At 68.1% G+C, this 19832-nt stretch carries 18 protein-coding genes; 11 read left to right on the top strand and 7 right to left on the bottom strand.

Annotated elements, in window-relative coordinates:
* Positions 1–6 precede the first annotated feature (6 nt).
* Positions 7–519, bottom strand: coding sequence for a peptide deformylase (gene def, locus ACTJI4_RS01855; protein ID WP_392918703.1), 513 nt, complete (start codon positions 517–519; stop codon positions 7–9).
* A gap of 125 nt (positions 520–644) precedes the next feature.
* Between def and ACTJI4_RS01850 the strand changes: the two genes are divergently transcribed.
* The 9 genes from ACTJI4_RS01850 to ACTJI4_RS01810 all read left to right on the top strand — a co-directional run bounded on the left by ACTJI4_RS01850 (position 645) and on the right by ACTJI4_RS01810 (position 10243).
* Positions 645–1778, top strand: coding sequence for a LysM peptidoglycan-binding domain-containing protein (locus ACTJI4_RS01850; protein WP_392918706.1), 1134 nt, complete (start codon positions 645–647; stop codon positions 1776–1778).
* 127 nt (positions 1779–1905) lie between these two features.
* Complete coding sequence (gene dprA, locus ACTJI4_RS01845; RefSeq protein WP_440868358.1) at positions 1906–3045, top strand: DNA-processing protein DprA; 1140 nt, start codon at positions 1906–1908, stop codon at positions 3043–3045.
* Between the two features lie 42 nt (positions 3046–3087).
* Positions 3088–3561 carry a DUF494 family protein gene (locus tag ACTJI4_RS01840; protein ID WP_392918712.1) on the top strand — a complete coding sequence of 158 codons (474 nt, stop codon included), beginning with the start codon at positions 3088–3090 and terminating at the stop codon, positions 3559–3561.
* Positions 3562–3600: 39 nt separating this feature from the next.
* On the top strand, positions 3601–4383 hold the full coding sequence (locus ACTJI4_RS01835) for a pilin (RefSeq protein ID WP_392918715.1): 783 nt from the start codon (positions 3601–3603) through the stop codon (positions 4381–4383).
* A gap of 38 nt (positions 4384–4421) precedes the next feature.
* The gene (locus ACTJI4_RS01830) at positions 4422–5330 is read left to right on the top strand and encodes an RDD family protein (RefSeq protein ID WP_392918717.1); all 909 of its coding nucleotides are present in this window, start codon (positions 4422–4424) and stop codon (positions 5328–5330) included.
* A gap of 189 nt (positions 5331–5519) precedes the next feature.
* Positions 5520–8018: a DNA topoisomerase I gene (locus ACTJI4_RS01825; RefSeq protein ID WP_440868357.1), complete on the top strand. Its 2499-nt coding sequence runs from the start codon at positions 5520–5522 to the stop codon at positions 8016–8018.
* A gap of 60 nt (positions 8019–8078) precedes the next feature.
* Positions 8079–8639, top strand: coding sequence for a Sua5/YciO/YrdC/YwlC family protein (locus tag ACTJI4_RS01820; RefSeq protein WP_440868356.1), 561 nt, complete (start codon positions 8079–8081; stop codon positions 8637–8639).
* A 50-nt stretch (positions 8640–8689) separates the two neighbouring features.
* Entirely contained in the window at positions 8690–9490 is an 801-nt protein-coding gene (locus ACTJI4_RS01815) for a DUF4124 domain-containing protein (RefSeq protein WP_392918726.1), read from the top strand.
* Positions 9491–9523: 33 nt separating this feature from the next.
* A complete protein-coding gene (locus ACTJI4_RS01810) occupies positions 9524–10243 on the top strand; it encodes a hypothetical protein (protein WP_440868355.1) in 720 nt (239 codons plus the stop codon).
* A gap of 24 nt (positions 10244–10267) precedes the next feature.
* Here the strand turns inward: ACTJI4_RS01810 and ACTJI4_RS01805 are convergent, their stop codons facing one another.
* Complete coding sequence (locus ACTJI4_RS01805; protein ID WP_392918732.1) at positions 10268–11044, bottom strand: SDR family oxidoreductase; 777 nt, start codon at positions 11042–11044, stop codon at positions 10268–10270.
* 140 nt (positions 11045–11184) lie between these two features.
* Here ACTJI4_RS01805 and ACTJI4_RS01800 point away from each other — a divergent pair, with 140 nt between their 5' ends.
* Complete coding sequence (locus ACTJI4_RS01800) at positions 11185–11400, top strand: hypothetical protein (protein WP_392918735.1); 216 nt, start codon at positions 11185–11187, stop codon at positions 11398–11400.
* A 115-nt stretch (positions 11401–11515) separates the two neighbouring features.
* Here ACTJI4_RS01800 and sppA read toward each other — a convergent pair whose 3' ends face one another.
* The 4 genes from sppA to ACTJI4_RS01780 all read right to left on the bottom strand — a co-directional run bounded on the left by sppA (position 11516) and on the right by ACTJI4_RS01780 (position 16496).
* The gene (sppA, locus tag ACTJI4_RS01795; protein WP_440868354.1) at positions 11516–13420 is read right to left on the bottom strand and encodes a signal peptide peptidase SppA; all 1905 of its coding nucleotides are present in this window, start codon (positions 13418–13420) and stop codon (positions 11516–11518) included.
* 85 nt (positions 13421–13505) lie between these two features.
* On the bottom strand, positions 13506–14876 hold the full coding sequence (locus tag ACTJI4_RS01790) for an MATE family efflux transporter (protein ID WP_440868353.1): 1371 nt from the start codon (positions 14874–14876) through the stop codon (positions 13506–13508).
* 71 nt (positions 14877–14947) lie between these two features.
* Positions 14948–15502 (bottom strand): DUF3106 domain-containing protein, encoded by a 555-nt coding sequence (locus ACTJI4_RS01785; protein WP_392918745.1) that lies wholly within the window; start codon positions 15500–15502, stop codon positions 14948–14950.
* Positions 15495–16496, bottom strand: coding sequence for a hypothetical protein (locus ACTJI4_RS01780; RefSeq protein ID WP_440868352.1), 1002 nt, complete (start codon positions 16494–16496; stop codon positions 15495–15497). The genes ACTJI4_RS01785 and ACTJI4_RS01780 overlap by 8 nt, the downstream gene beginning before the upstream one ends.
* Before the next feature lie 437 nt (positions 16497–16933).
* Here ACTJI4_RS01780 and ACTJI4_RS01775 point away from each other — a divergent pair, with 437 nt between their 5' ends.
* Positions 16934–19165 (top strand): primosomal protein N', encoded by a 2232-nt coding sequence (locus ACTJI4_RS01775; RefSeq protein ID WP_440868351.1) that lies wholly within the window; start codon positions 16934–16936, stop codon positions 19163–19165.
* Between the two features lie 40 nt (positions 19166–19205).
* Here the strand turns inward: ACTJI4_RS01775 and ACTJI4_RS01770 are convergent, their stop codons facing one another.
* Positions 19206–19826, bottom strand: coding sequence for a glutathione S-transferase family protein (locus ACTJI4_RS01770; protein WP_392918754.1), 621 nt, complete (start codon positions 19824–19826; stop codon positions 19206–19208).
* Between the last annotated feature and the right edge of the window lie 6 nt (positions 19827–19832).

Raw genomic sequence — 19832 nt, 5'->3', positions numbered from 1 at the left:
GCCAGGTCAGGCAACGTGCCTGCGCGACTTGGCCAGCTTCTTGCGGACCATCTCACGCTTGAGCGGAGACAGGTAATCAATGAACAGCTTGCCGTCCAGGTGATCCATCTCGTGCTGCACGCACACGGCCAGCAGGCCGTCGGTGGTCAGCTCCTGGGCCACGCCTTGGCGGTCCAGGAACCGCACGGTGATGGTGTCGGCGCGGGTCACGTCGGCAAAGATGCCGGGCACCGACAGGCAGCCTTCCTGGTAGACCTGGCCGCCTTCGCTGGCCACGATCTCCGGGTTGATGAACACCCGCGGGGTGTCCTTCTCCTCGCTGACGTCGATGACCATGAAGCGCTTGTGGACGTCGACCTGCGACGCAGCCAGCCCGATGCCGGGGGCCTCGTACATGGTCTGGAACATGTTGTCGATCAGTTCCTGGAAGGCCGGGGTGGTCACTTCGGCGGCGTCGATCAGCGCAGCCTTGGTCCGCAGGCGCGGGTCCGGGAACTCGAGAATGGGCAGGATAGCCATGGCAAATACCGTTGGGGGGCGCCCTTAAAGCGGCGTACGTCGCAATTCTATCGCCAACGCTTGCCTTGCGCCCCGGTTTCTGGACTATAGTGCTCGAACCTGTTGGGGAATCAGGCACCACACCTATGTTTGAAAGAACTCGTACGGTCGTCGCCGTCGCGATGCTGACCGTCGCTACCTATGCTACCGCCGTTGAAGTGAATGGCGGGCACCCGGAAACCTACGTCGTCCAGAAGGGCGATACCTTGTGGGACATTTCCGCGCGCTTCCTTAAAAAGCCGTGGTTGTGGCCAGAGATCTGGCAGGCCAACCCGCAGGTCAAGAACCCGCACCTCATCTACCCAGGTGACGTGCTGAGCCTGGCCTATCTGGACCGCGTCGTGGCCCAGCCCGGCCCGCGCCAGGAGGCGCCGATCAATGCGATCCCGCTCAGCCAGGTCGAGCCCTTCCTGAAGCAGCTCAGCGTGGTGGACGAGATCGATTCGTTGCCCTACGTGGTTGCCCTGGAAGACAACCGCCTGCGCGCCACCACCGGCCAGACCGCCTACGTGCGGGGACTGGAAGGGGCACAGGTCGGCCAGCGCTGGGCCGTGGTCCGACCCACCGTGCGCTACACGCTGCCCAAGCCGACCGAGGACCTTACCGCCAACGGGGATGTCACCCCGGGCAGCGGCAACCTGTGGAAAAACTTCGTGGCCGCGCCCAGCAAGCGCCACGAGATGCTGGGCTATGAGCTTGCGCAGCTGAACGTGGGCACGGTGGTGAAGCTGCCCGATGAGAAGTCGGAAGTGACCTCCATCACGCTGCAGGGCCGGACCGACGGGCGTGAAGTCCGCGCCGGCGATCGTCTGGTGCCGGTGGAAGCCACCCCGTACGATCTGCAGTTCTTCCCGCATGCGCCGGCTGCCCAGACCGAAGGCCTGGATATCCGCGTGCTGGCAGTGACGGACATGTATCTGGCCGGCGGCCCGCGCGATGTCATCGCGATTTCGGCCGGCAGCGCCAACGGCATCGACAATGGGACCGTGGTTTCGCTGTGGCGCCAGGGGCGGCATGTGGCCCACCGCATGAAGTACCCAGGCTCCTCGCGCATGGACGACTCGCTCACCACCGGTGCCGGCCGCGTTTCCCTGCCCGACGAGTACGCCGCCCACGCGATGGTGTTCCGCACCTTCGACAAGGTCAGCTATGCGCTGGTGATGCAGGGCGTGAAGCCGGTCCTGGTCGGCTATTCCGCCAAGCACCCCGACGCGCAGTAACCCCGCCGGGTCGGCGCTGCCGACCCCACCACGCGGTAGGTACCGACGGTTGGTCGGTACACATTCTGACGCAACAACGCGACGGCGCCCCAGGGCGCCGTCGTCGCATGCGGGCTAGCCTGAGCCGATGCCCGATGACCTGCCCTGCTCCACCGAGGCGCTGCTGCGCCTGGTCCTTGCCGGTGGCCCCCCGGCCCCCCGCCGCGCCCTGCTGGCCCGCTTCGACGACCCCGCCGGCGCCCTGCGCGCCGGCCCCGCCGCATGGCGCGCCGCCGGGTGCAGCCCGGAGCAGCGGGCCCTGCTGGCACTGCCAGACCGCGAAGCGCTCGGTCGCGGCCGACGCTGGCTGTCACGGCCCGGCCGGCACCTGGTGTCGATCCAAAGCGACGACTACCCGTCCCTGCTGCGCCCGCTGGATCCCGCGCCTCTGGCGCTGTTCGTGCACGGCGACCCGGCCGCGCTCTGGCACCCCGGGGTGGCCGTGGTCGGCAGCCGCACCCCGTCGCCGACCGGCGCGGAGCTGGCCGCCGAGTTCGCCGGCGCGCTGGCCCGCAGCGGCCTGGGCGTGGTGAGCGGACTGGCCGCGGGGGTTGATGCGCGGGCCCACCAGGCCGCGCTGGAGGTCCCCGGCGGACGCACCGTGGCCGTGGTGGCGACCGGCCTGGACCTGATCTATCCGCCTCGCCACGGCGCGTTGCAGGCGTGCATCGCCGAACGGGGCGCCGTGGTCAGCGAGTACCCGCCCGGTACGCCGGCGCGCCCGGGCCAGTTCCCGGCCCGCAACCGGATCGTGGCCGGGCTGACCCTGGGCACGCTGGTCATCGAGGCGGCGGCCCGCTCAGGCGCCCTGATCACCGCCCGGTTGGCCGCGGAGATCGGGCGTGAAGTGTTCGCCCTGCCCGGCTCGGTGCGCAACCCGCGGGCGCGCGGCTGTCACCGGCTGATCCGCGACGGCGCCCAGCTGGTGGAAACCCCGGCCGAGGTTGTCGCCGGGCTGACCGGGGCGGCCGCCAGCCTGGGCCAGGCCTTGCGTTGGCGCCTGGACGCCCCCACTGAACAGGCACGGTCGGCGCCCGGCAGCGCGTCCCCCTTTCCTGTCCGCCACTACCAGCGCTTGTGGAACGCGCTGGATGAAAACCCCACGGGTATGGATTCATTGATCCAGCGCAGCGGATTGACGGCGGACCAGCTGTCGGCCATGCTGCTGATCATGGAACTGGATGGAAAGGTGGTCGCCAACCATGGCCGCTACTGTCGAAAACCCTAGTTTCTTCACCTCCACAGCGTCGTTGACGCAGGCCGAGGGGCAATGAAAGAGAGCATTCTGGATGTCCTGCTGTATCTGTTCGAACACTATTTCAGCGAAGACGCGGATCTCATCCGCGACCGCGACTCCCTCCAGAACGGCCTGATACAGGCTGGCTTCAGCCCCACCGAAATCAATAAAGCCTTCGATTGGCTGGACGCCCTGGCCGAACAGCGCCCGGCCGTGGCCCTTGCCCGCGTGGACGGTCCGGTTCGCATTTTCCATGGCCCGGAGCTGGACAAGCTGGATGTGGAAGGCCGCGGTTTCCTGATGTTCCTGGAACAGCACGGCATCCTGGACGCCAACCAGCGTGAGCTGGTGCTGGACCGTGCCATGGCGCTGGACCAGGACGAACTGGACCTGGACGACCTCAAGTGGGTGGTGCTGATGGTGCTGTTCAACCAGCCGGGTGCCGAGGCAGCCTACGCCTGGATGGAAACCCAGATGTTCGTGGACGAACCGGAACCGCTTCACTGACCGTACACTGGGTGCTTCGCGCATTCAGGGGAATGGAAAGTGAGCCAGTGGTTCTATGCAGAAGGGAATCGTCAGCAGCGGGGTCCGCTGACATCCGAGGAGTTGATCGCGCTGTACCAGTCCAGCCGCATTGCGCTGGACACCTTGGTATGGCGCGATGGGTTGGCCCAATGGCAGCCCCTGCGCAGCGTCGCCGACGAGATCGGCCTGGTCATCGCACCACCACCGGTGGTGGACCCGGGCCCGGGCGCGCCGCTTGACGGTCCGCATCTGGAGCCGGTGGTGCCCAGCCCGCCGCGCATCCCGGGGTTCGACACGCCCGCGCCTGGCCCTGCCATGCCCGCCTACAGTGCCGCGCCGACCCACCCGCGCGCGGCGCCGCCGCCGAAGAAGACCTCCGGCTGTCTGATCATCGGGCTGGCGGTGGGCATCGTGTTCGTGGTGGTGATCGGCATTCTTGCCGCGATCGCACTTCCCGCCTACAACGATTACCTGCACCGGGCCAAGGTGGCCAATGCAGTCGGGATCGTGTCGCAGTTGAAGAGCCAGGTGACCGAGTTCGCCATGAACACCGACCGCTGCCCGGTCAACGGCGACGATGGCTTCCAGAGCCCGACCTCGTACGCAGGCGACTACGTGGGTGCGGTGCGCATCGGCCGCATCGGCGAAGACAAGTGCGGCATCGAACTGGAGTTCGCCGTGCCGGGCAAGCGCGCACTCGATGGCAAAATGGTGTGGTTCGAATACGACCTGCGGAGCCAGGAGTGGACCTGCAGCAGCGATCTGGACACCAAGTATCTCCCCGCGCAGTGCCGCGGTTGAGCAGCACTTCAAATTATGGATGAGAGGGGAAGCACGCAATGACGGAGTGGTATTACGCAGACGGCCAGGACCGCCAAGGTCCGCTGCTGGTCGAAGACCTGCGCCAGCGCTTCCAGCGCGGCGAAATCAGCCTGGCCACACTGGTGTGGCGCGAGGGCTACCCGCAGTGGAAGCCGCTTTCCGAAGCGGTCGAGGAGCTGCAGCTGCAGAACCTGACCAGCGCCGCCGACAACCTGGGCAGCGGCATCGACCTGCGTGGGGATTACACGGCCATCGACAACGGCACCGCACCGCTGCCCGGCACCGGCGGCGGCACCTATTCGCCCTACACCGCACCTGCGGCCACGGGCAATTACGCTGCGGCCGTGGTGGGCGGCGGCGAGGTGGTCTACGCCGGGTTCTGGAAGCGCTACGCAGCGTATTTCCTCGACTCGATCGTGGTGAGCATCATCAACATCCCGGTCAGCCTGGTGTTCAACCTGATCGGCGCAGCCAGCGGCAACGAAAGCCTGGCGCTGGCGTTGAGCCTGGTGGCCATGCTGGGCGGCTTCGTCATCGGCATCGGCTATTACGCCGGCTTCCATGCCTCGCGGGGCGGTGCCACCCTGGGCAAGATGGCCGTGGGCATCAAGGTGGTACGCAGTGATGGCGAGCGGATCACCTTCCTGCGTGGCGTGGGCCGCTACTTCGGCTTCATCCTGAGCAGCCTGACCCTGATGATCGGCTTCATCATGGCGGCCTTCACCGAACGCAAGCAGGCGCTGCACGACATGCTGTGCGACACGCTGGTGGTGGACAAGTGGGCCTTCACCGAAAATGCCGAGTTCCAGGAACGCGGCCTGGGCACGGTCACCATCGTGATCCTGGTGATCAGCGGCATCCTGACCGTGGCCATGATCGGCGTGGCGATCGCCATGTTCGGGGTCATCGCCGCGTCCATGTCCTGACCCGTCCTCACACCCGGCCGCTTGACACAGCCGGCCCCGGCGTGATTCCTCTAGCAGGCGCAAAACCTGAACGCCCGGCGCATACCCGGGCGTTCAGCATAGGGAATTCGACGGCTGCCCTTCACTAATGCGGCCATTTGCTCCACCCTAGCGCCCTCTCCCGGGCTGCTGCCCACAGAAATCAACACCATGCCCAAGCACCTGCTCATCGTCGAATCGCCCGCCAAGGCCAAGACGATCAACAAATACCTCGGCAAGGACTTCACCGTCCTGGCCTCGTATGGGCATGTGCGCGATCTGGTCCCCAAGGAAGGTGCGGTCGACCCCGACAACAACTTCGCGATGCGTTACGACCTGATCGAGAAGAACGAAAAGCACGTTGATGCCATTGCCAAGGCCGCCAAGGGCGCCGACGACATCTTCCTGGCCACCGACCCGGATCGCGAGGGCGAAGCGATCAGCTGGCACATCGCCGAAATCCTGAAGGAACGCGGGCTGGTCAAGGACAAGCCGATGCAGCGGGTGGTGTTCACGGAGATCACCCCGCGCGCCATCAAGGAGGCCATGAGCCAGCCGCGCGCCATCGCCAGCGACCTCGTCGATGCCCAGCAGGCGCGCCGCGCGCTGGATTACCTGGTCGGCTTCAACCTGTCCCCGGTGTTGTGGCGCAAGGTCCAGCGCGGACTGTCGGCCGGCCGTGTGCAGAGCCCGGCGCTGCGCATGATCGTCGAGCGCGAGGAGGAAATCGAAGCCTTCATCGCCCGCGAGTACTGGAGCATCGACGCCGCCTGTGCGCATCCTTCGCAGCCGTTCAATGCCCGCCTGATCAAGCTGGATGGGCAGAAGTTCGAGCAGTTCACCGTGACCGACGGCGACACCGCCGAGGCGGCGCGCCTGCGCATCCAGCAGGCTGCGCAGGGCAACCTGCACGTCACCGACGTAGCCAGCAAGGAACGCAAGCGCCGGCCGGCCGCGCCGTTCACCACCTCCACGCTGCAGCAGGAGGCCTCGCGCAAGCTGGGCTTCACCACCCGCAAGACCATGCAGGTGGCGCAGAAGCTGTACGAAGGCGTGGCGATCGGCGACGAAGGCACCGTCGGTCTGATCTCGTACATGCGTACCGACTCGGTCAACCTGTCCCAGGATGCGTTGGCCGAGATCCGCGACGTCATCGCCCGCGATTACGGCATTGCCGCCCTGCCGGACAAGCCCAACACCTACCAGACCAAGTCCAAGAACGCCCAGGAAGCGCACGAAGCGGTGCGGCCCACTGCGGCACTGCGCACCCCGGCCTCGGTCTCGCGCTACCTCACCGAAGACGAGCGCAGGCTGTACGAGCTGATCTGGAAGCGTGCAGTGGCCAGCCAGATGATTCCGGCCACGCTCAACACGGTCAGCGTGGACCTCTCTGCCGGCAGCGAGCACGTATTCCGCGCCAGCGGCACCACCGTGGTGGTGCCCGGTTTCCTGGCCGTGTACGAAGAAGGCAAGGACAACAAGAGCGCCGAGGACGATGACGAAGGCCGCAAGCTGCCGGCGATGAAGCCCGGCGACCGCGTGCCGCTGGAGCGCATCCTGGCCGAACAGCACTTCACCCAGCCGCCGCCGCGCTTCACCGAAGCGGCGCTGGTCAAGGCGCTGGAAGAATATGGCATCGGCCGCCCGTCGACCTATTCGTCGATCATCCAGACCCTGCTGTTCCGCAAATACGTCGAAATGGAAGGCCGCAGCTTCCGCCCCTCGGACGTCGGCCGCGCTGTCTCGAAGTTCCTGTCCAGCCACTTCACCCAGTACGTGGACTACGACTTCACCGCCAAGCTCGAAGACGAGCTCGACGCGGTCTCGCGTGGCGAAGAAGACTGGATTCCGTTGATGGCCCGCTTCTGGGAACCCTTCAACCAGCTGGTGGAAGAAAAGAAGGAATCGGTCGATCGCGCCGAGGCCAGCGGCGCCCGCGAGCTCGGCACCGACCCCAAGAGCGGCAAGCCGGTCAGCGTGCGGCTGGGCCGCTTCGGGCCCTACGCGGCGATCGGCAGCACCGCCGAGGACGCCGAGGACAAGCCCAAGTTCGCTTCGCTGCGCCCGGGCCAGTCGATGCACACCATCAGCCTGGAAGACGCGCTGGAGCTGTTCCTGATGCCGCGGGCGCTGGGTGAGGACAAGGGCGAGGATGTCAGCGTGGGCATCGGCCGCTTCGGCCCGTTCGCCAAGCGCGGCAGCACCTATGCCTCGCTGAAGAAGGAAGACGACCCCTACACCATCGATCTGGCCCGCGCGGTGTTCCTGATCGAGGAAAAGGAAGAGATCGCCCGCAACCGCATCATCAAGGAATTCGACGGCAGCGAGATCCAGGTACTGAACGGCCGCTTCGGCCCGTACCTGAGCGACGGCAAGATGAACGGCAAGATCCCCAAGGATCGCGAGCCGGCCTCGCTGACCCTGGCCGAAGTGCAGCAGTTGATGGAAGAAACCGGCAAGCCGGTGCGCAAGGGCTTCGGCAAGAAGGCGGCCAAGAAGGTCGTGGCCAAAAAGGCCCCGGCAAAAAAGGCGGCGGTGAAGAAGGAGCCGGTGGTGAAGAAGGCGGCCGTCAAAAAGGCGGCTGCGAAAAAGGCACCCGCGAAAAAGGCAGCGACGAAAAAAGCCGCCACCAAGAAGACAGCCGCAAAGAAGGCAGTAAAGAAAGCCTGAAACCGGTAGCGCCCGACCGAGGGTCGGGCGGCAACACGGCGCACTGGAACGGTCGTCACCATGAATGAACTCACCGTAGACTCTGCTTCTTCCGCGCTGCGCGCCGGCGGCGTGATCGCCTACCCCACCGAAGCCGTGTGGGGTCTGGGCTGTGATCCGGCCAACGAAGCGGCGGTGCTGAAGCTGCTGCGGCTCAAGCAGCGGCCGGTCGAGAAGGGCATGATCCTGGTCGCTGCCGACCTGACGCAGCTGGAGGGCTGGGTCCGCGTCGACGCGCTGCCTGCTGAGCGCAGGGCCGAGGTGCTGGCCAGCTGGCCCGGCGCGCACACCTGGATCCTGCCCGCCGGGCCTCGCGCGCCGCGCTGGATCACGGGGGAACACACTGGCATCGCCGTTCGGATCAGCGCCCATCCGCTGGTGGCGGCGCTGTGCCGTGCCTGGGGCGGGCCGCTGGTGTCCACCAGCGCCAACCTGGCTGGCCAGCCACCAGCGCGCAGCCGCGCCGGACTGGACCCGGACCTGCTGCGCGACCTGGATGGCCTGGTTGACGGCGCCACCGGCGGCCTGGACCAGCCCACCCCGATCCGCGACGCCCTCACCGGCCAGGTACTGCGTACCTGAGCCGCATGGCGTTCTTTGCGCCTGCACAGGCAAGGCCGCACACTGCGGCCATGCGCCCACACCCTGCCCTCCCGCTGTACCTGTTGCTGCTTGGCAGCGCCCCGCTGGCGGCGCAGGAGAGCAGCGTCCGTATCTACCGCTGTGTAGGCAGCAACGGCGCGGTATCGCTGCAGGATGCACCGTGCCGCGACGGCCGCCAGGAAGTGCGCGAGATGCAGCGTCCACGCGATCCGGCACCCCGCGTGGTGCGCAGCGACCGTGCTCCGGCTCCTCCGGCGCCTGCCGCACCCGAGCGCGAGGTGCGCTATGTGCAGGTGCAGCCACCACAGCCGATGTACGAGTGCATCCGCGACGACGGCAGCCGCTATACCAGCGAAAGCAGCGAGGGCAATCCGCGCTGGGTGCCGGTGTGGACCAGCGCCTGGATTCCGGGACGCCGGCCCGGCGGCATCCATCCCGGCCCTGGTCCAGGACCGGGCCCTGGGCCCCGTCCGCTGCCGCCGATCGCACCGATGGGCAGTGGCTCGGTCACCTCCAGTGGCGGCTCGCTGACCGTCTCCGGCGGCGGCTCGCGGGTCGGCGGCAGCCTGTCCGTCGGCAGCGGCAGTACGCAGTGGCACAGCGAAGGGTCGGCATATCCGGGCACCTACCAGGACGTGGTGGTGCCGGCTGGCAACGTGCTGGTGCGCGACCAGTGCCACCCGCTGCCAGCCAGCGAAGTGTGTTCGATCCTGAGCGACCGGCGCTGGGAGCTGGTGCGGCGCTACAACAGCGCGCTGCAGAGCGAGCGGGACGCGATCAGCCGCGAGCAGCGTGGCGTGGATGCGCGTCTCGACCGGGACTGCCGGTAGGGCACGGCAACCGGTGCGTTGTATCCTGCGCCGATGAAACCGTATTGGCTCCTGTTGCTGCTGTGCGTGGCGTCGTCGGCGATGGCCGATGAGCCGATCGTGTTCCGCTGCACCGATGCGGACGACAACGTGACCGTACAGGGCAAGCCCTGCCCGGCCGGCAGCCACCAGGTGATCCAGCGCATGAATGCCGCGCCGTCGCGCGCGGAGGTTTCCGTGTCGACCCAGCCCACGCCCTCAGCGCCGGCCGCGCCGGCCGTCCAGCCGTTGTCACCCGCCGCGATGCCGCCGCAGGTACCCGGCAAGGCGCAGCCGATGGAGCGCATGATTTCAGAAGCGTACGAAGTGCCCCGGGGCACCGCGATCCTGGACAGTGCCAACCTGCCCAAGCCCGGCGACGAGCTGCCCGGCGACAGCCCGGCAAAGCCGCCGCTGCCGCCGATCTACCAGTGCCAGGGCCAGGACGGCGGCCGCTACCTGCACGAGCTTGAACCGGCACCCCCCACCTGCGTGCTGTTGTCGGTCACCGCGCTGGGCGGCAACACACCGGTCAATGCCGCCAGCTGCGAAGTGATCCGCGACACCTGCGAACCGCTGCCGGAAGACCAGCGTTGCAACGCGTGGCAGCAGCGCTTCCGCGATGCGCGGGGTCGGGAACGTTTCGCTTCATCGGGCGCCCTCACTGCCGCCAGCGCCGAGCGCCAGCGGCTTGAAAGCGTGCTGTCGGCTAGCAACTGCGCCGTCCCCCGGTAGGTACCGACCGTTGGCCGGTACGCCTCAGAACCCGTAACGCAGGAACCCACCGTCCACGGCAATGCATTCGCCGGTCACGTAGCTGGCGGCGGGCAGGCACAGGAACCCGACGGCGGCGGCCACTTCCTCAGGCTCGCCGATGCGCCGCATCGGGGTACGGTCGATCACCTGTTCGTAGTAGTCCGGGTCGGCCAGCGGGCCGGAGGTGCGGCGGGTGCGGATGTACCACGGCGCTACCGCGTTGACGCGGATGCCGTCTTCGGCCCACTCCACCGCGAGGTTGCGGGTCATCTGGTGCATGGCCGCCTTGGTCATGCCGTATACCGCGCCGCTGCGCACATGGGTGAGGCCCGAAACGCTGCCGACATTGACGATGGCCGATGCCGCATGGCGCGCCAGCAACGGGTGCGCATAACGGGACAGTTCGAATGCGGAGAACAGGTTCGTTTCGAAGATGCCGCGCCACTCGTCTTCGGTGTATTCGGTGGCCGGCTTGGTGATGTTGCCGCCGGCGTTGTTGATCAGCAGGTGCAGCCCGTCGCTGTGATCCTCCACCCAGTCCAGGATCTCGCGGCGATCCTCGTCGTCGGAGACGTCGGCGGACAGGCCGTGGATCTCACGGTCGGGATAGGCATCGGCGAGCTCATCGCGGGCCATTTCCAGCGCGTCGGCATCCCGGCCGACAATGAGCAGGTCCGCGCCAAACCCGAGCAGTTCGCGCGCGATCGCCAGGCCGATTCCGGCACTGGCACCGGTGATCAATGCGGTCTGTCCATCCAATCGCCAACGCTGCGCACTCACCTGCTTCTCCTGCCTTGGGCCGCGGCCCCTCATGGTTTGCGGGCAGGATAGCCCGCATGCCGGTGCGGCGCACCCCATCACACACGGGCTGGCAACGCGGTGCGACACTGCGTTTCCCTGGGTTCGCGCGCGAGGTTGCCATGTTGATCCGTATCGCCCTTCCGCTGGCCGGTCTGCTCGCCCTGAGCGGCTGCAGCCGCCCGGTGCCACCGGACCCGGACAAGCGACCGGAGCCCCAGGCCACCGCACTGCGCGACGCCATGCAGCAGCCGCTGGACAAGGCCAAGGCCGCGCGCGAAACACTGGAAAAGGCACCGGACACCAGCGCCGCCGACGAGGTCGACGCGGGCCGGTAAAAACAGCAAACCCGGCCAAGGCCGGGTTTGCTGATGAAGCGCGCCACCACCAACGGGGGTGACCTACCGTGACAATCGCATCGGGTAGATCACGACCGTTGGTCGTGATCCGCCATCAGAAGCCGCAGAAGCAATACGCCAGCGCCTTCACCGGGGCGCTGCCGCGCGGATCACGGGCGGCGTCTTCGACAAAGCGCAGCTGGGTGTCCACCTCCGGCATCGCGCGGGCCAGCATCATCCGCGCCACGCCCGATTCGCCCAGCATCCAGGCGCCGGCGTGGGTGCCGGCGAAGCCGCTGAGGAACTGCGCGAACGGCGTGGCAGGCTTTTCGATGTAGCGCACCCGCACCTTGTCCGGGCCGCCCAGCTTGGCGCGGTTGGAGGCATCTGCGATGGCCGCCTTCAGGCCACCGAAGGCATCGACCAGGCCGCGTTCCTTGGCCTGTGCACCGCTCCAGACGCGACCGCGGGCGACTTCGTCCACCGCTTCCACCGGCTTGCTGCGTGCGTCGGACACCTTGCCGGTGAAATCGGCGTAGCCCTTGTTGATCACCGACTGGATCACCTGGCCCACGGCCGGATCCATCGGGCGGGTGATGTCGAACGCACCGGCGAAGCGGGTAGTGCCCACGCCGTCGGTGTGTACGCCGATCTTGTCCAGCGAGCGCGACAGGTTCGGGATCATGCCGAAGATGCCGATCGAACCGGTGATCGTCGACGGATCGGCGTAAATGCGGTCTGCATTCATGCTGATCCAGTAGCCGCCCGATGCCGCCAGGTCGCCCATCGATACCACCACCGGCTTGCCGGCCGCCTTCAGCGCCACCACCTCACGGCGGATCTGCTCGGAAGCGAACACTTCGCCACCGGGCGAATCCACGCGCAGCACCACGGCCTTCACGTTGTCGTCGTCGCGCGCTTCGCGCAGCAGCGCCGAGGTCGACTCGCCGCCCACGCGGCCGGCCGGCAGGTCGCCACCGGCGATCTCACCGGACGCCACCACCACCGCCACCTGCGGACGCGAATCCACCGGCGAGCGGCGGATGTCGAGCTGGGTCAGGTACTCATCGAGGTTGATGCTGCGGAAGCCACCGTCGGCGTCTTCATCGGCCACGCCGCGATCGGCCAGCAGGTCCTCGACTTCCTCACGGGTCTTCAGGCCATCCACCAGCTTCTGCTGCAGGGCGAACTTGGCCAGGTCGCCACCGGCGGCGGCGATGCCTTCGGGCATGGTGTCGATGCCGGCGGCCAGCTGCGCGGCGTCCAGCTTGCGCGCCGTGGCGATGTCGGCCAGGTAGCGCTGCCACACGTCGTTCATCCAGAACAGGTCGGCTTCCTTGGCCTGCGGCGACGCCGCGTCCAGCACGTACGGTTCGGCGGCGGACTTGTATTCGCCCACCTTGAACAGGTGCACGTCCACGCCCAGCTTGTCCTGCAGGCCGGTGCGGAAGTACTGGCGGTAACGGCCGAGGCCTTCCAGCACCACCCCGCCCATCGGGTCGAGGTAGATTTCCTTGGCCTGCGCGGCCAGCAGGTACTGCCACTGGCTCATGTTGTCGCTGTAGGCCACGATGTCCTTGCCCGACGCGCGCAGTTCCTGCAGCGAGGCAGCCACTTCCCGCATCGAAGCAAAGCCGCTGGGCTGCAGCTTGTCCAGCTGCAGCACCACGCGCTCGATCTTCTTGTCCTCACGCGCGGCATCCAGCGCGCGCACCAGGTCGCGCAGCTGCACTTCCTCGGCGCTGTTGTCGCCAATGGCCTTGGCCAGGGCGCGACTGACCGGATCGGCACTGAACTGTTCAACCAGGCGCCCTTCCGGCGCGATCACCAGCGTGGTGCGGTCCTGCAGGGTGCGGCCACTGCTGGCGCCCTTGCCCATCGCGAAGACGAACAGGACCAGGATCAGCAGCAACAGGCCGAAGAACAGCAGGTTGAGGATCAGCCTGCGGGTAAAGTTCATCACATCCCACAGCCCGATGAAGAAGCTGGCGACGGGATTGCGACGCACGGGTTGGTTCATGGGGAAAACTCCAGTTGGCTTCTTGCCGTGGTACCAGCATAGCCCGTGCCGGACAGCCCGGCATCGGACACAAGTAAGGGGGCCATCAGGCCGGCAGGTTCAGGTCGACACCCACACGACGGCTGCTCACGCGCAGCCGCCACGCCATCAGGATCGCCGCCGCGGTCAGGCCCAGGATCAGGCCCAACCACATGCCCTGCGGCCCCATGCCCAGGCCCAGGCCCAGTCCGGCGCCGAGCGGCATGCCGAGCCCCCAGTACGAGAACATGGCGATGAACATTGGCACCCGGGTGTCCTTCAGGCCGCGCAGCGCGCCCGCCGAGAGCACCTGGATGCCATCGGGGAACTGGAACGCGGCCGCATACAGCAGCAGGGTGGAGGCCAGCGCGGCCACGCCCATGTCGGCGGTATACACCCCGACGATGGCGTCGTGCCCGAACAGCAGCACCAGCGCCGACAGCGTCTGCGTGCCCAGGATGATCAGCAGGCCGGCGATGGCAGCGCGCCGAACGCCCAGCCCGTTGCCGCTGCCTACCGCATGGCCCACGCGCACGGTGGTCGCTTCGGCCACGCCCATCGGGATCATGAAGCACAGCTGCGCCACGTTGATGGCGATCTGGTGCGAGGCCGCCTCGGTGGCGCCCAGGCGGCCGATCAACAGGGCGGTGACGATGAACAGCCCGCCTTCCATCAGCACGGTGATGCCGATCGGCAGGCCGGTGCGCAGCAGGTCCCAGATCGCCGCCCAGCGCGGCAGCTCCAGGTGCGAGAACAGTTCCAGGTGGGCGAACCGCTTGGTCTTCCAGAGGTAGCCAGCGAAGCACAGCGCCTGGATCCACATCATGGTGGCCGAGGCGATGCCCAGCCCTTCGGCGCCCATTTCCGGGAAGCCCAGCTTGCCGTAACACAGCACGTAGCCCAGCGGCGCCAGCACCAGCAGGCCACCAAAGCCGAGCAGCATGGTCGGCAGCGTCCAGTGCATGCCCTCGCTGAGGTAGCGCATGCAGAAGTACAGGGTCAGCGCCGGGCCACCCCAGCGCACCGCATGCAGGAACGCGGTCGCGCCCGGCACGATGTCCGGGGCGATGCCGAACGCAGGCAGCAACGGCGGCACCACCGTGAGGAAGGTGAACATGATCAGGCCCAGGCCCAAGGCCAGCCACAGCGCCTGGCGGAACAGCGGGCCGATCTCACGTTCGCGGCCGGCGCCGTGCAGCTGCGACACCGAGGCGGTGAGCGAGATCAAGGTACCGATCGGAATCAGCATCGGCAGCCACAGCAGGGCCGTGCCGATGGTGACCGCCGCCAACGTCTGGGTACCGTGGTGCCCGGCGATGACGTTGTCGACGAAGGAAATCAGGCCAGTGGAGATGTGGCCAAGGACCAGCGGCAGCGCAAGCAGGCCGGTGGCGCGCACTTCCCGGGAGAGGCGCGGCGTAGCGATAACGGTAGACATGGGATCACAGACGGCAACTACGGCAGCGCGCGGAGGGCACAGGCACCGGGTTGCGGCCGGTCATCTTACGCTCAACGCACCAGGTTTTCCTTCAACCACGCATCGCGCGCGGCTGGCGCCAACCCCAGGAACTGGTCGCGCACCTGGTCGCGCTCCTGCGGCGGGGTGCGCTGAGCAATCAACGTGAGCTGCGCCAGCTGGCCCTCGTTGAGCTGGCGCAGCGCGGCCAGCGCCGGCTCGCGCTGGTCGGCGGGCAGATAGCCGAACAGGCCCTGCAGCTTGGGGAAATGCTGGCCCAGCTGCGGGCCCAGCAGCCAGCCGTCGCGGAACCGCTGGTCCTGTTCGTCGAAGCGGGCCCGCAGCGCCTGCTGCTGTGCAGCGGGCATCGCGGCGATACGGCCGGCGGCCTCGCGGATGCGGGCACGTTCGGCTGCGGGCAGCGCCTGCCACTGGGCATAGCGGCTGCGCAGTTCACGCAGCTGGGCAGGATCCAGTGCGGCCGGGGTGGCGGGAATGGCGGGTGTCGTTACCGGCACAGGAGTGGCGGCCGGCAAGGGTAACGGCTGGGGGGCGGCGTGCGCGCCGGCCGCCAGGCCCACGGCAAGCAGCAGGATCGACTTATTCATCAGCGGCTGCCGTCTCCAGGCCGGCGGTGGCAGGTTCGGGGCGGCTGGGCTGCGGTTGCGATTCGTCCACCGGGACCGGACCACCGGCGGCCGCCCACGCGTACAGGTCGGCATCACGGGCCAGCATCAGGTCCGGGTCGGCCAGCATGGCCGCGTCGCCGGCGGCGTGGGCCGGGTCGGCCGGTGCCGTCACCGGCAGGTCTTCGGCGGCCAGCGGCTCCACCTGCACCGGGTCGGCGGTGGACACCGCGCCCTCGGGCACGCTGGCTTCCGGGGCGAGCGCCGGGCTGCGGTGCTGCCACCACATCGCGCCCCCCAGCAATACGGCGGTGGTGACCAGCAGGATCACTAGTCCGCGCCACAGCGGCCGCCGGTTGTGGCGGCGGACCGACGTGCGCCGCGGCGCCGCATCGGCCGGTGCTGGCGCGCGCCAGGAGGCCGGTCCCTTGCCCGCCGCGGGGGCCGGCGCGGGCTGGTGCAGCTGCTGCAGGCGGCTGGCCGGCAGCTCGCGCAGGCGCTGCTGCACCTGTTCGGCCAGGGCGCGCCAACCCGCCGCATCGGGATGGCCCTGCGCATCGCGCGGGCAGGCCTCGGCCAGCGCCTGCTGGTAGTCGGCCACCGGCATGTCCAGGATCTGCGCGGCGGCGGCCTCGTCCAGCCCGCCGCCGACCCGCAGCAGCAGCGCCAGCCGTGCCGGCGGCGCAAGGGTGGGCAGGTGCGCCAGGCCTGGAGCCCACTGGCCGCCGGGCGCCGGCATGCGGATCGGGGTGCGGTGCGCAAGCAGGATCCAGAACCGGTCCGGCCACTGTGCCATCGGCACGTCACTGGCGATGCCGGCGAAGGCGCGCATCACCGCGACCAGTGCCTGCTCGGCGACGGTCGGGTCGCCGCACTGCAGTTCGGCAACCACCAGGGCGCGACGCTCGACGCCTCGCAGGAATGCGGACAGGGCACCCGCTGCAGTAGAGGAAACAGGGGCGTTCACAGCCGTCATAGCAACTCCATCAAGTGCCGGAATGATAGCGAGTGCGCCCGCGCAGGGGGATGCCGATACAGGCCGTGTGCGACGACCGCCCAGGTGCGGAACGGTTGACAGCGGCGCAGGTTGTGCACAGCACCAACAAATTCGGCATAAAACGGGCAGGTGAAGGCGGCATCCCCCATGTGTCAGCGGTGTTTCACAGCCATCCAATTGATTTTAATGGATTTTGTTGTGTGGCTATTTTTTGACCAACCCGGGCATCACTGCGGTACTCCCTGACAAACAGCTCGGAGTTCGACACTCGCACACAGACTTATCCACAGAAGATGTGGATAAGACCGAATCTCCAATAGCCACGGATATTTAGCTCCTATTTAGGTTCCACGACGCCAGCCGGCGATCGGTTTCGCGCGCTGAACAGGGCCGGTCGCGCCCGCTACACTGGCGCGATGCTGCCCCCCGATCCAGCCCCCCTGCTGAGCCTGGAAAGTGCCCTGGCCCCCCTGCGGGATGCCCCCTCCCTCCAGGTGGCCCTGCCCCTGCCGTTGCCGCAGTGGTTCGACTACGCGCCGCCGCCGGGTGAGGCACCCGGCCCCGGCATGGTCGGGCGCCGGCTGCGGGTGCCGTTCGGCTCACGCGAGCTGGTGGGCGTGGTGGCCGGGATCGGCACGGTGCCCGACGGCAACGCGCTGCGGACTGCGGTGGAATGGCTGGATGCGGCGCCACTGCTGGACGGCGAGCTGTGGACCTCGCTGCAGTGGCTGGCGCGTTACACCCATGCGCCGCTGGGCGAGGTGGTCAGCACCGCCCTCCCCGCCCCGCTGCGCCGTGGCGAACCGGTGCCCGATACCCATCGTTGGGGCTGGCAGCTCACGGCGGCAGGAATCGAACAACGCGCCAAGCTGCGGGCCGGCACCCGTCCGCACCGCCTGGCCGAACACCTGGCCGGCCGCAGCGTGGACGAGGACCTGCTGGACGAGGCCATGGAGGACTGGCGCAGCGCGGCGCGCGCGCTGGCCAAGCGCGGCCTGGTCGAGCGCATCCCGCTGGAGCATACCCCGGCGCTGCCGGTCCTCCGGTCGGGCCCGACGCCGAATGCGGAGCAGGCCAACGCCATCGCCGCAATCACCGCCCACGCGCAGTTCGGCGCGTTCCTGCTCGACGGGGTCACCGGCAGTGGCAAGACCGAGGTGTACCTGCAGGCGATCGTGGACTGCCTGGCACGCGGCCGCCAGGCGTTGGTGCTGGTGCCGGAGATCGGGCTGACGCCACAGACGCTGGCACGCTTCCGCAGCCGCCTTAGCATTACCGTGCATGTGCTGCATTCGGGCTTGAACGACAACGAACGCGCGCGGGTGTGGGCCGCCGCCGCCCGCGGCGAGGCACAGGTGATCGTGGGCACGCGTTCGGCGGTGTTCACCCCGTTGCCCAATGCCGGGCTGATCGTGGTCGATGAAGAGCACGACGGCAGCTACAAGCAGCAGGACGGCATCCGCTACCACGCGCGCGATTTCGCGCTGGTGCGGGCCAAGGCGCTGGACGTGCCGGTGGTGCTGGGCAGCGCCACGCCGTCGCTGGAATCGCTGCACAACGCCCACGCCGGCCGCTACACCCACCTGCGCTTGAAACAGCGCGCGGGCGAGGCGCGACCGCCGCGGGTGCGGGTGCTGGACGTACGCAAGCGCCCGCTGAAGGACGGCCTCTCGGCCGAGGTCATGGAAGGCATCGGCCAGCACCTGGCGGCCGGCCACCAGGTACTGGTGTTCAAGAACCGCCGCGGTTACGCCCCGGTGCTGCTGTGCCATGACTGCGGGTGGACCGCGCCCTGCAGACGCTGCGATGCGCCGATGACCGTGCACGCCGGCGGCCGCCGCCTGCAGTGCCACCACTGCGGCGCGCGCCAGCCAGCGCCGCTGGCCTGTCCCGACTGCGCCAGCCTGGCGCTGCAGCCGCAGGGGATCGGCACCGAGCGCCTGGAAGAACACCTGGTGGAAGCCTTCGCCGATTTCCCGGTGATCCGCATCGATCGCGGCACCACCAACCGCCGCGACGCGCTGGAAACCCAGCTGGCCACGCTGGGTGACCGTGCCGGCATCCTGGTCGGCACCCAGATCCTGGCCAAGGGCCACGACCTGCCGAAGCTGACCCTGGTGGTTGTGGTGGGCATCGACGAAGGCCTGTTCTCCGCCGACTTCCGCGCCAGCGAGAAACTGGCCCAGCAGCTGATCCAGGTGGCCGGGCGCGCGGGGCGCGCCACCGACGCCGGCGAAGTCTGGCTGCAGACCCATCACCCCGGGCACCCGTTGCTGGAAACCCTGGTCAACGGTGGCTACCACGCCTTTGCCGATGCCGAGCTGCAGCAGCGCGAAGCGGCCGGCTTCCCACCGTTCGCGCACCTGGCGCTGATGCGCGCCGAGGCGCAGCAGGTGGAGCACGCCAATGCCATGTTGATGGCCGTGCGCGAGCTGATCGCGCACGAGTGCCCGGTGGAACGCTTCGGCCCGATGCCGGCACCGATGCCGCGCCGCGCAGGTTACCAGCGCACCCAGCTGCTGCTGTCGGCGCCGACGCGACGGCCGCTGCACGCACTGTTGGACCAGATCATGCCGCAGATTTACGGATTGCCGCAGGCGCGCAGGGTGCGCTGGTCATTGGACGTCGACCCCACCGACCTGTATTGAGCGCGTGCGGACCAACGGTCCGCACCTACCGTCCGTTACTTCACGTCAACGGGGTCATCACTGCTTTGACGTACGCCGGGCGCTGCTGCAGGCGCTGGTACCACGCTTCCAGGTGCGGCAGCGACGGCCGCTGGATCGGCAGTTCGAACCACGCATAGACCAGCGCGCCGAGCGGTATGTCGCCCATCGCGAACTGCTCCCCGGACAACCAGGGTTGTTGCGCCAGGGTGGCATCCGCCATGCGCAGCAACTCGCCGGCACGCGTGACCGCGGCATTGATGCGGGCTTCGTCGCGGTCGGCCGGGGCGGTGCGCATGATGCCCCAGATCAGATCGGTGTACAGCGGCGCCATGCGCGAGGTGCTCCAGTCCATCCACTTCTCGGCCTGGGCGCGCGCCATCGCATCCTCCGGGTAGAGCGTGCCCAGCGCGTAGCGCGCGCTCAGATAACGCACGATGGTGTTGGATTCCCACAGCGGCAGGCCGTGGTCTTCGATCACCGGCACCAGACCGTTGGGGTTCATGCCCACGTATTCCGGCGACTGGGTGCCACCGAAAGGGCCGCCGACTTCGATGGATTCGTACGGCAGGCCGATTTCCTCCGCACACCACAGCACTTTGCGCACGTTGCTGGAATTGCGGCGGCCCCAGATCTTCAGCATGTTGGT

Origin of the sequence: Stenotrophomonas sp. 22385 (assembly GCF_052045085.1) — a bacterium.
Taxonomy (GTDB): Bacteria; Pseudomonadota; Gammaproteobacteria; order Xanthomonadales; family Xanthomonadaceae; genus Stenotrophomonas.
This window is presented reverse-complemented; position numbering and strand designations above follow the sequence as displayed.

Excerpts from the sequence above, each read along its gene's own strand:
- dprA (WP_440868358.1), top strand. The coding sequence starts at position 1,906 with ATGCCCGATGACCTGCCCTGCTCCACCGAGGCGCTGCTGCGCCTGGTC.
- ACTJI4_RS01840 (WP_392918712.1), top strand. The coding sequence starts at position 3,088 with ATGAAAGAGAGCATTCTGGATGTCCTGCTGTATCTGTTCGAACACTAT.
- ACTJI4_RS01800 (WP_392918735.1), top strand. The coding sequence starts at position 11,185 with ATGTTGATCCGTATCGCCCTTCCGCTGGCCGGTCTGCTCGCCCTGAGC.
- ACTJI4_RS01825 (WP_440868357.1), top strand. The coding sequence starts at position 5,520 with ATGCCCAAGCACCTGCTCATCGTCGAATCGCCCGCCAAGGCCAAGACG.
- ACTJI4_RS01770 (WP_392918754.1), bottom strand. The coding sequence starts at position 19,826 with ATGCTGAAGATCTGGGGCCGCCGCAATTCCAGCAACGTGCGCAAAGTG.
- sppA (WP_440868354.1), bottom strand. The coding sequence starts at position 13,420 with ATGAACCAACCCGTGCGTCGCAATCCCGTCGCCAGCTTCTTCATCGGG.
- def (WP_392918703.1), bottom strand. The coding sequence starts at position 519 with ATGGCTATCCTGCCCATTCTCGAGTTCCCGGACCCGCGCCTGCGGACC.
- ACTJI4_RS01780 (WP_440868352.1), bottom strand. The coding sequence starts at position 16,496 with ATGACGGCTGTGAACGCCCCTGTTTCCTCTACTGCAGCGGGTGCCCTG.
- ACTJI4_RS01820 (WP_440868356.1), top strand. The coding sequence starts at position 8,079 with ATGAATGAACTCACCGTAGACTCTGCTTCTTCCGCGCTGCGCGCCGGC.
- ACTJI4_RS01815 (WP_392918726.1), top strand. The coding sequence starts at position 8,690 with ATGCGCCCACACCCTGCCCTCCCGCTGTACCTGTTGCTGCTTGGCAGC.
- ACTJI4_RS01810 (WP_440868355.1), top strand. The coding sequence starts at position 9,524 with ATGAAACCGTATTGGCTCCTGTTGCTGCTGTGCGTGGCGTCGTCGGCG.
- ACTJI4_RS01775 (WP_440868351.1), top strand. The coding sequence starts at position 16,934 with ATGCTGCCCCCCGATCCAGCCCCCCTGCTGAGCCTGGAAAGTGCCCTG.
- ACTJI4_RS01830 (WP_392918717.1), top strand. The coding sequence starts at position 4,422 with ATGACGGAGTGGTATTACGCAGACGGCCAGGACCGCCAAGGTCCGCTG.
- ACTJI4_RS01790 (WP_440868353.1), bottom strand. The coding sequence starts at position 14,876 with ATGTCTACCGTTATCGCTACGCCGCGCCTCTCCCGGGAAGTGCGCGCC.
- ACTJI4_RS01850 (WP_392918706.1), top strand. The coding sequence starts at position 645 with ATGTTTGAAAGAACTCGTACGGTCGTCGCCGTCGCGATGCTGACCGTC.
- ACTJI4_RS01785 (WP_392918745.1), bottom strand. The coding sequence starts at position 15,502 with ATGAATAAGTCGATCCTGCTGCTTGCCGTGGGCCTGGCGGCCGGCGCG.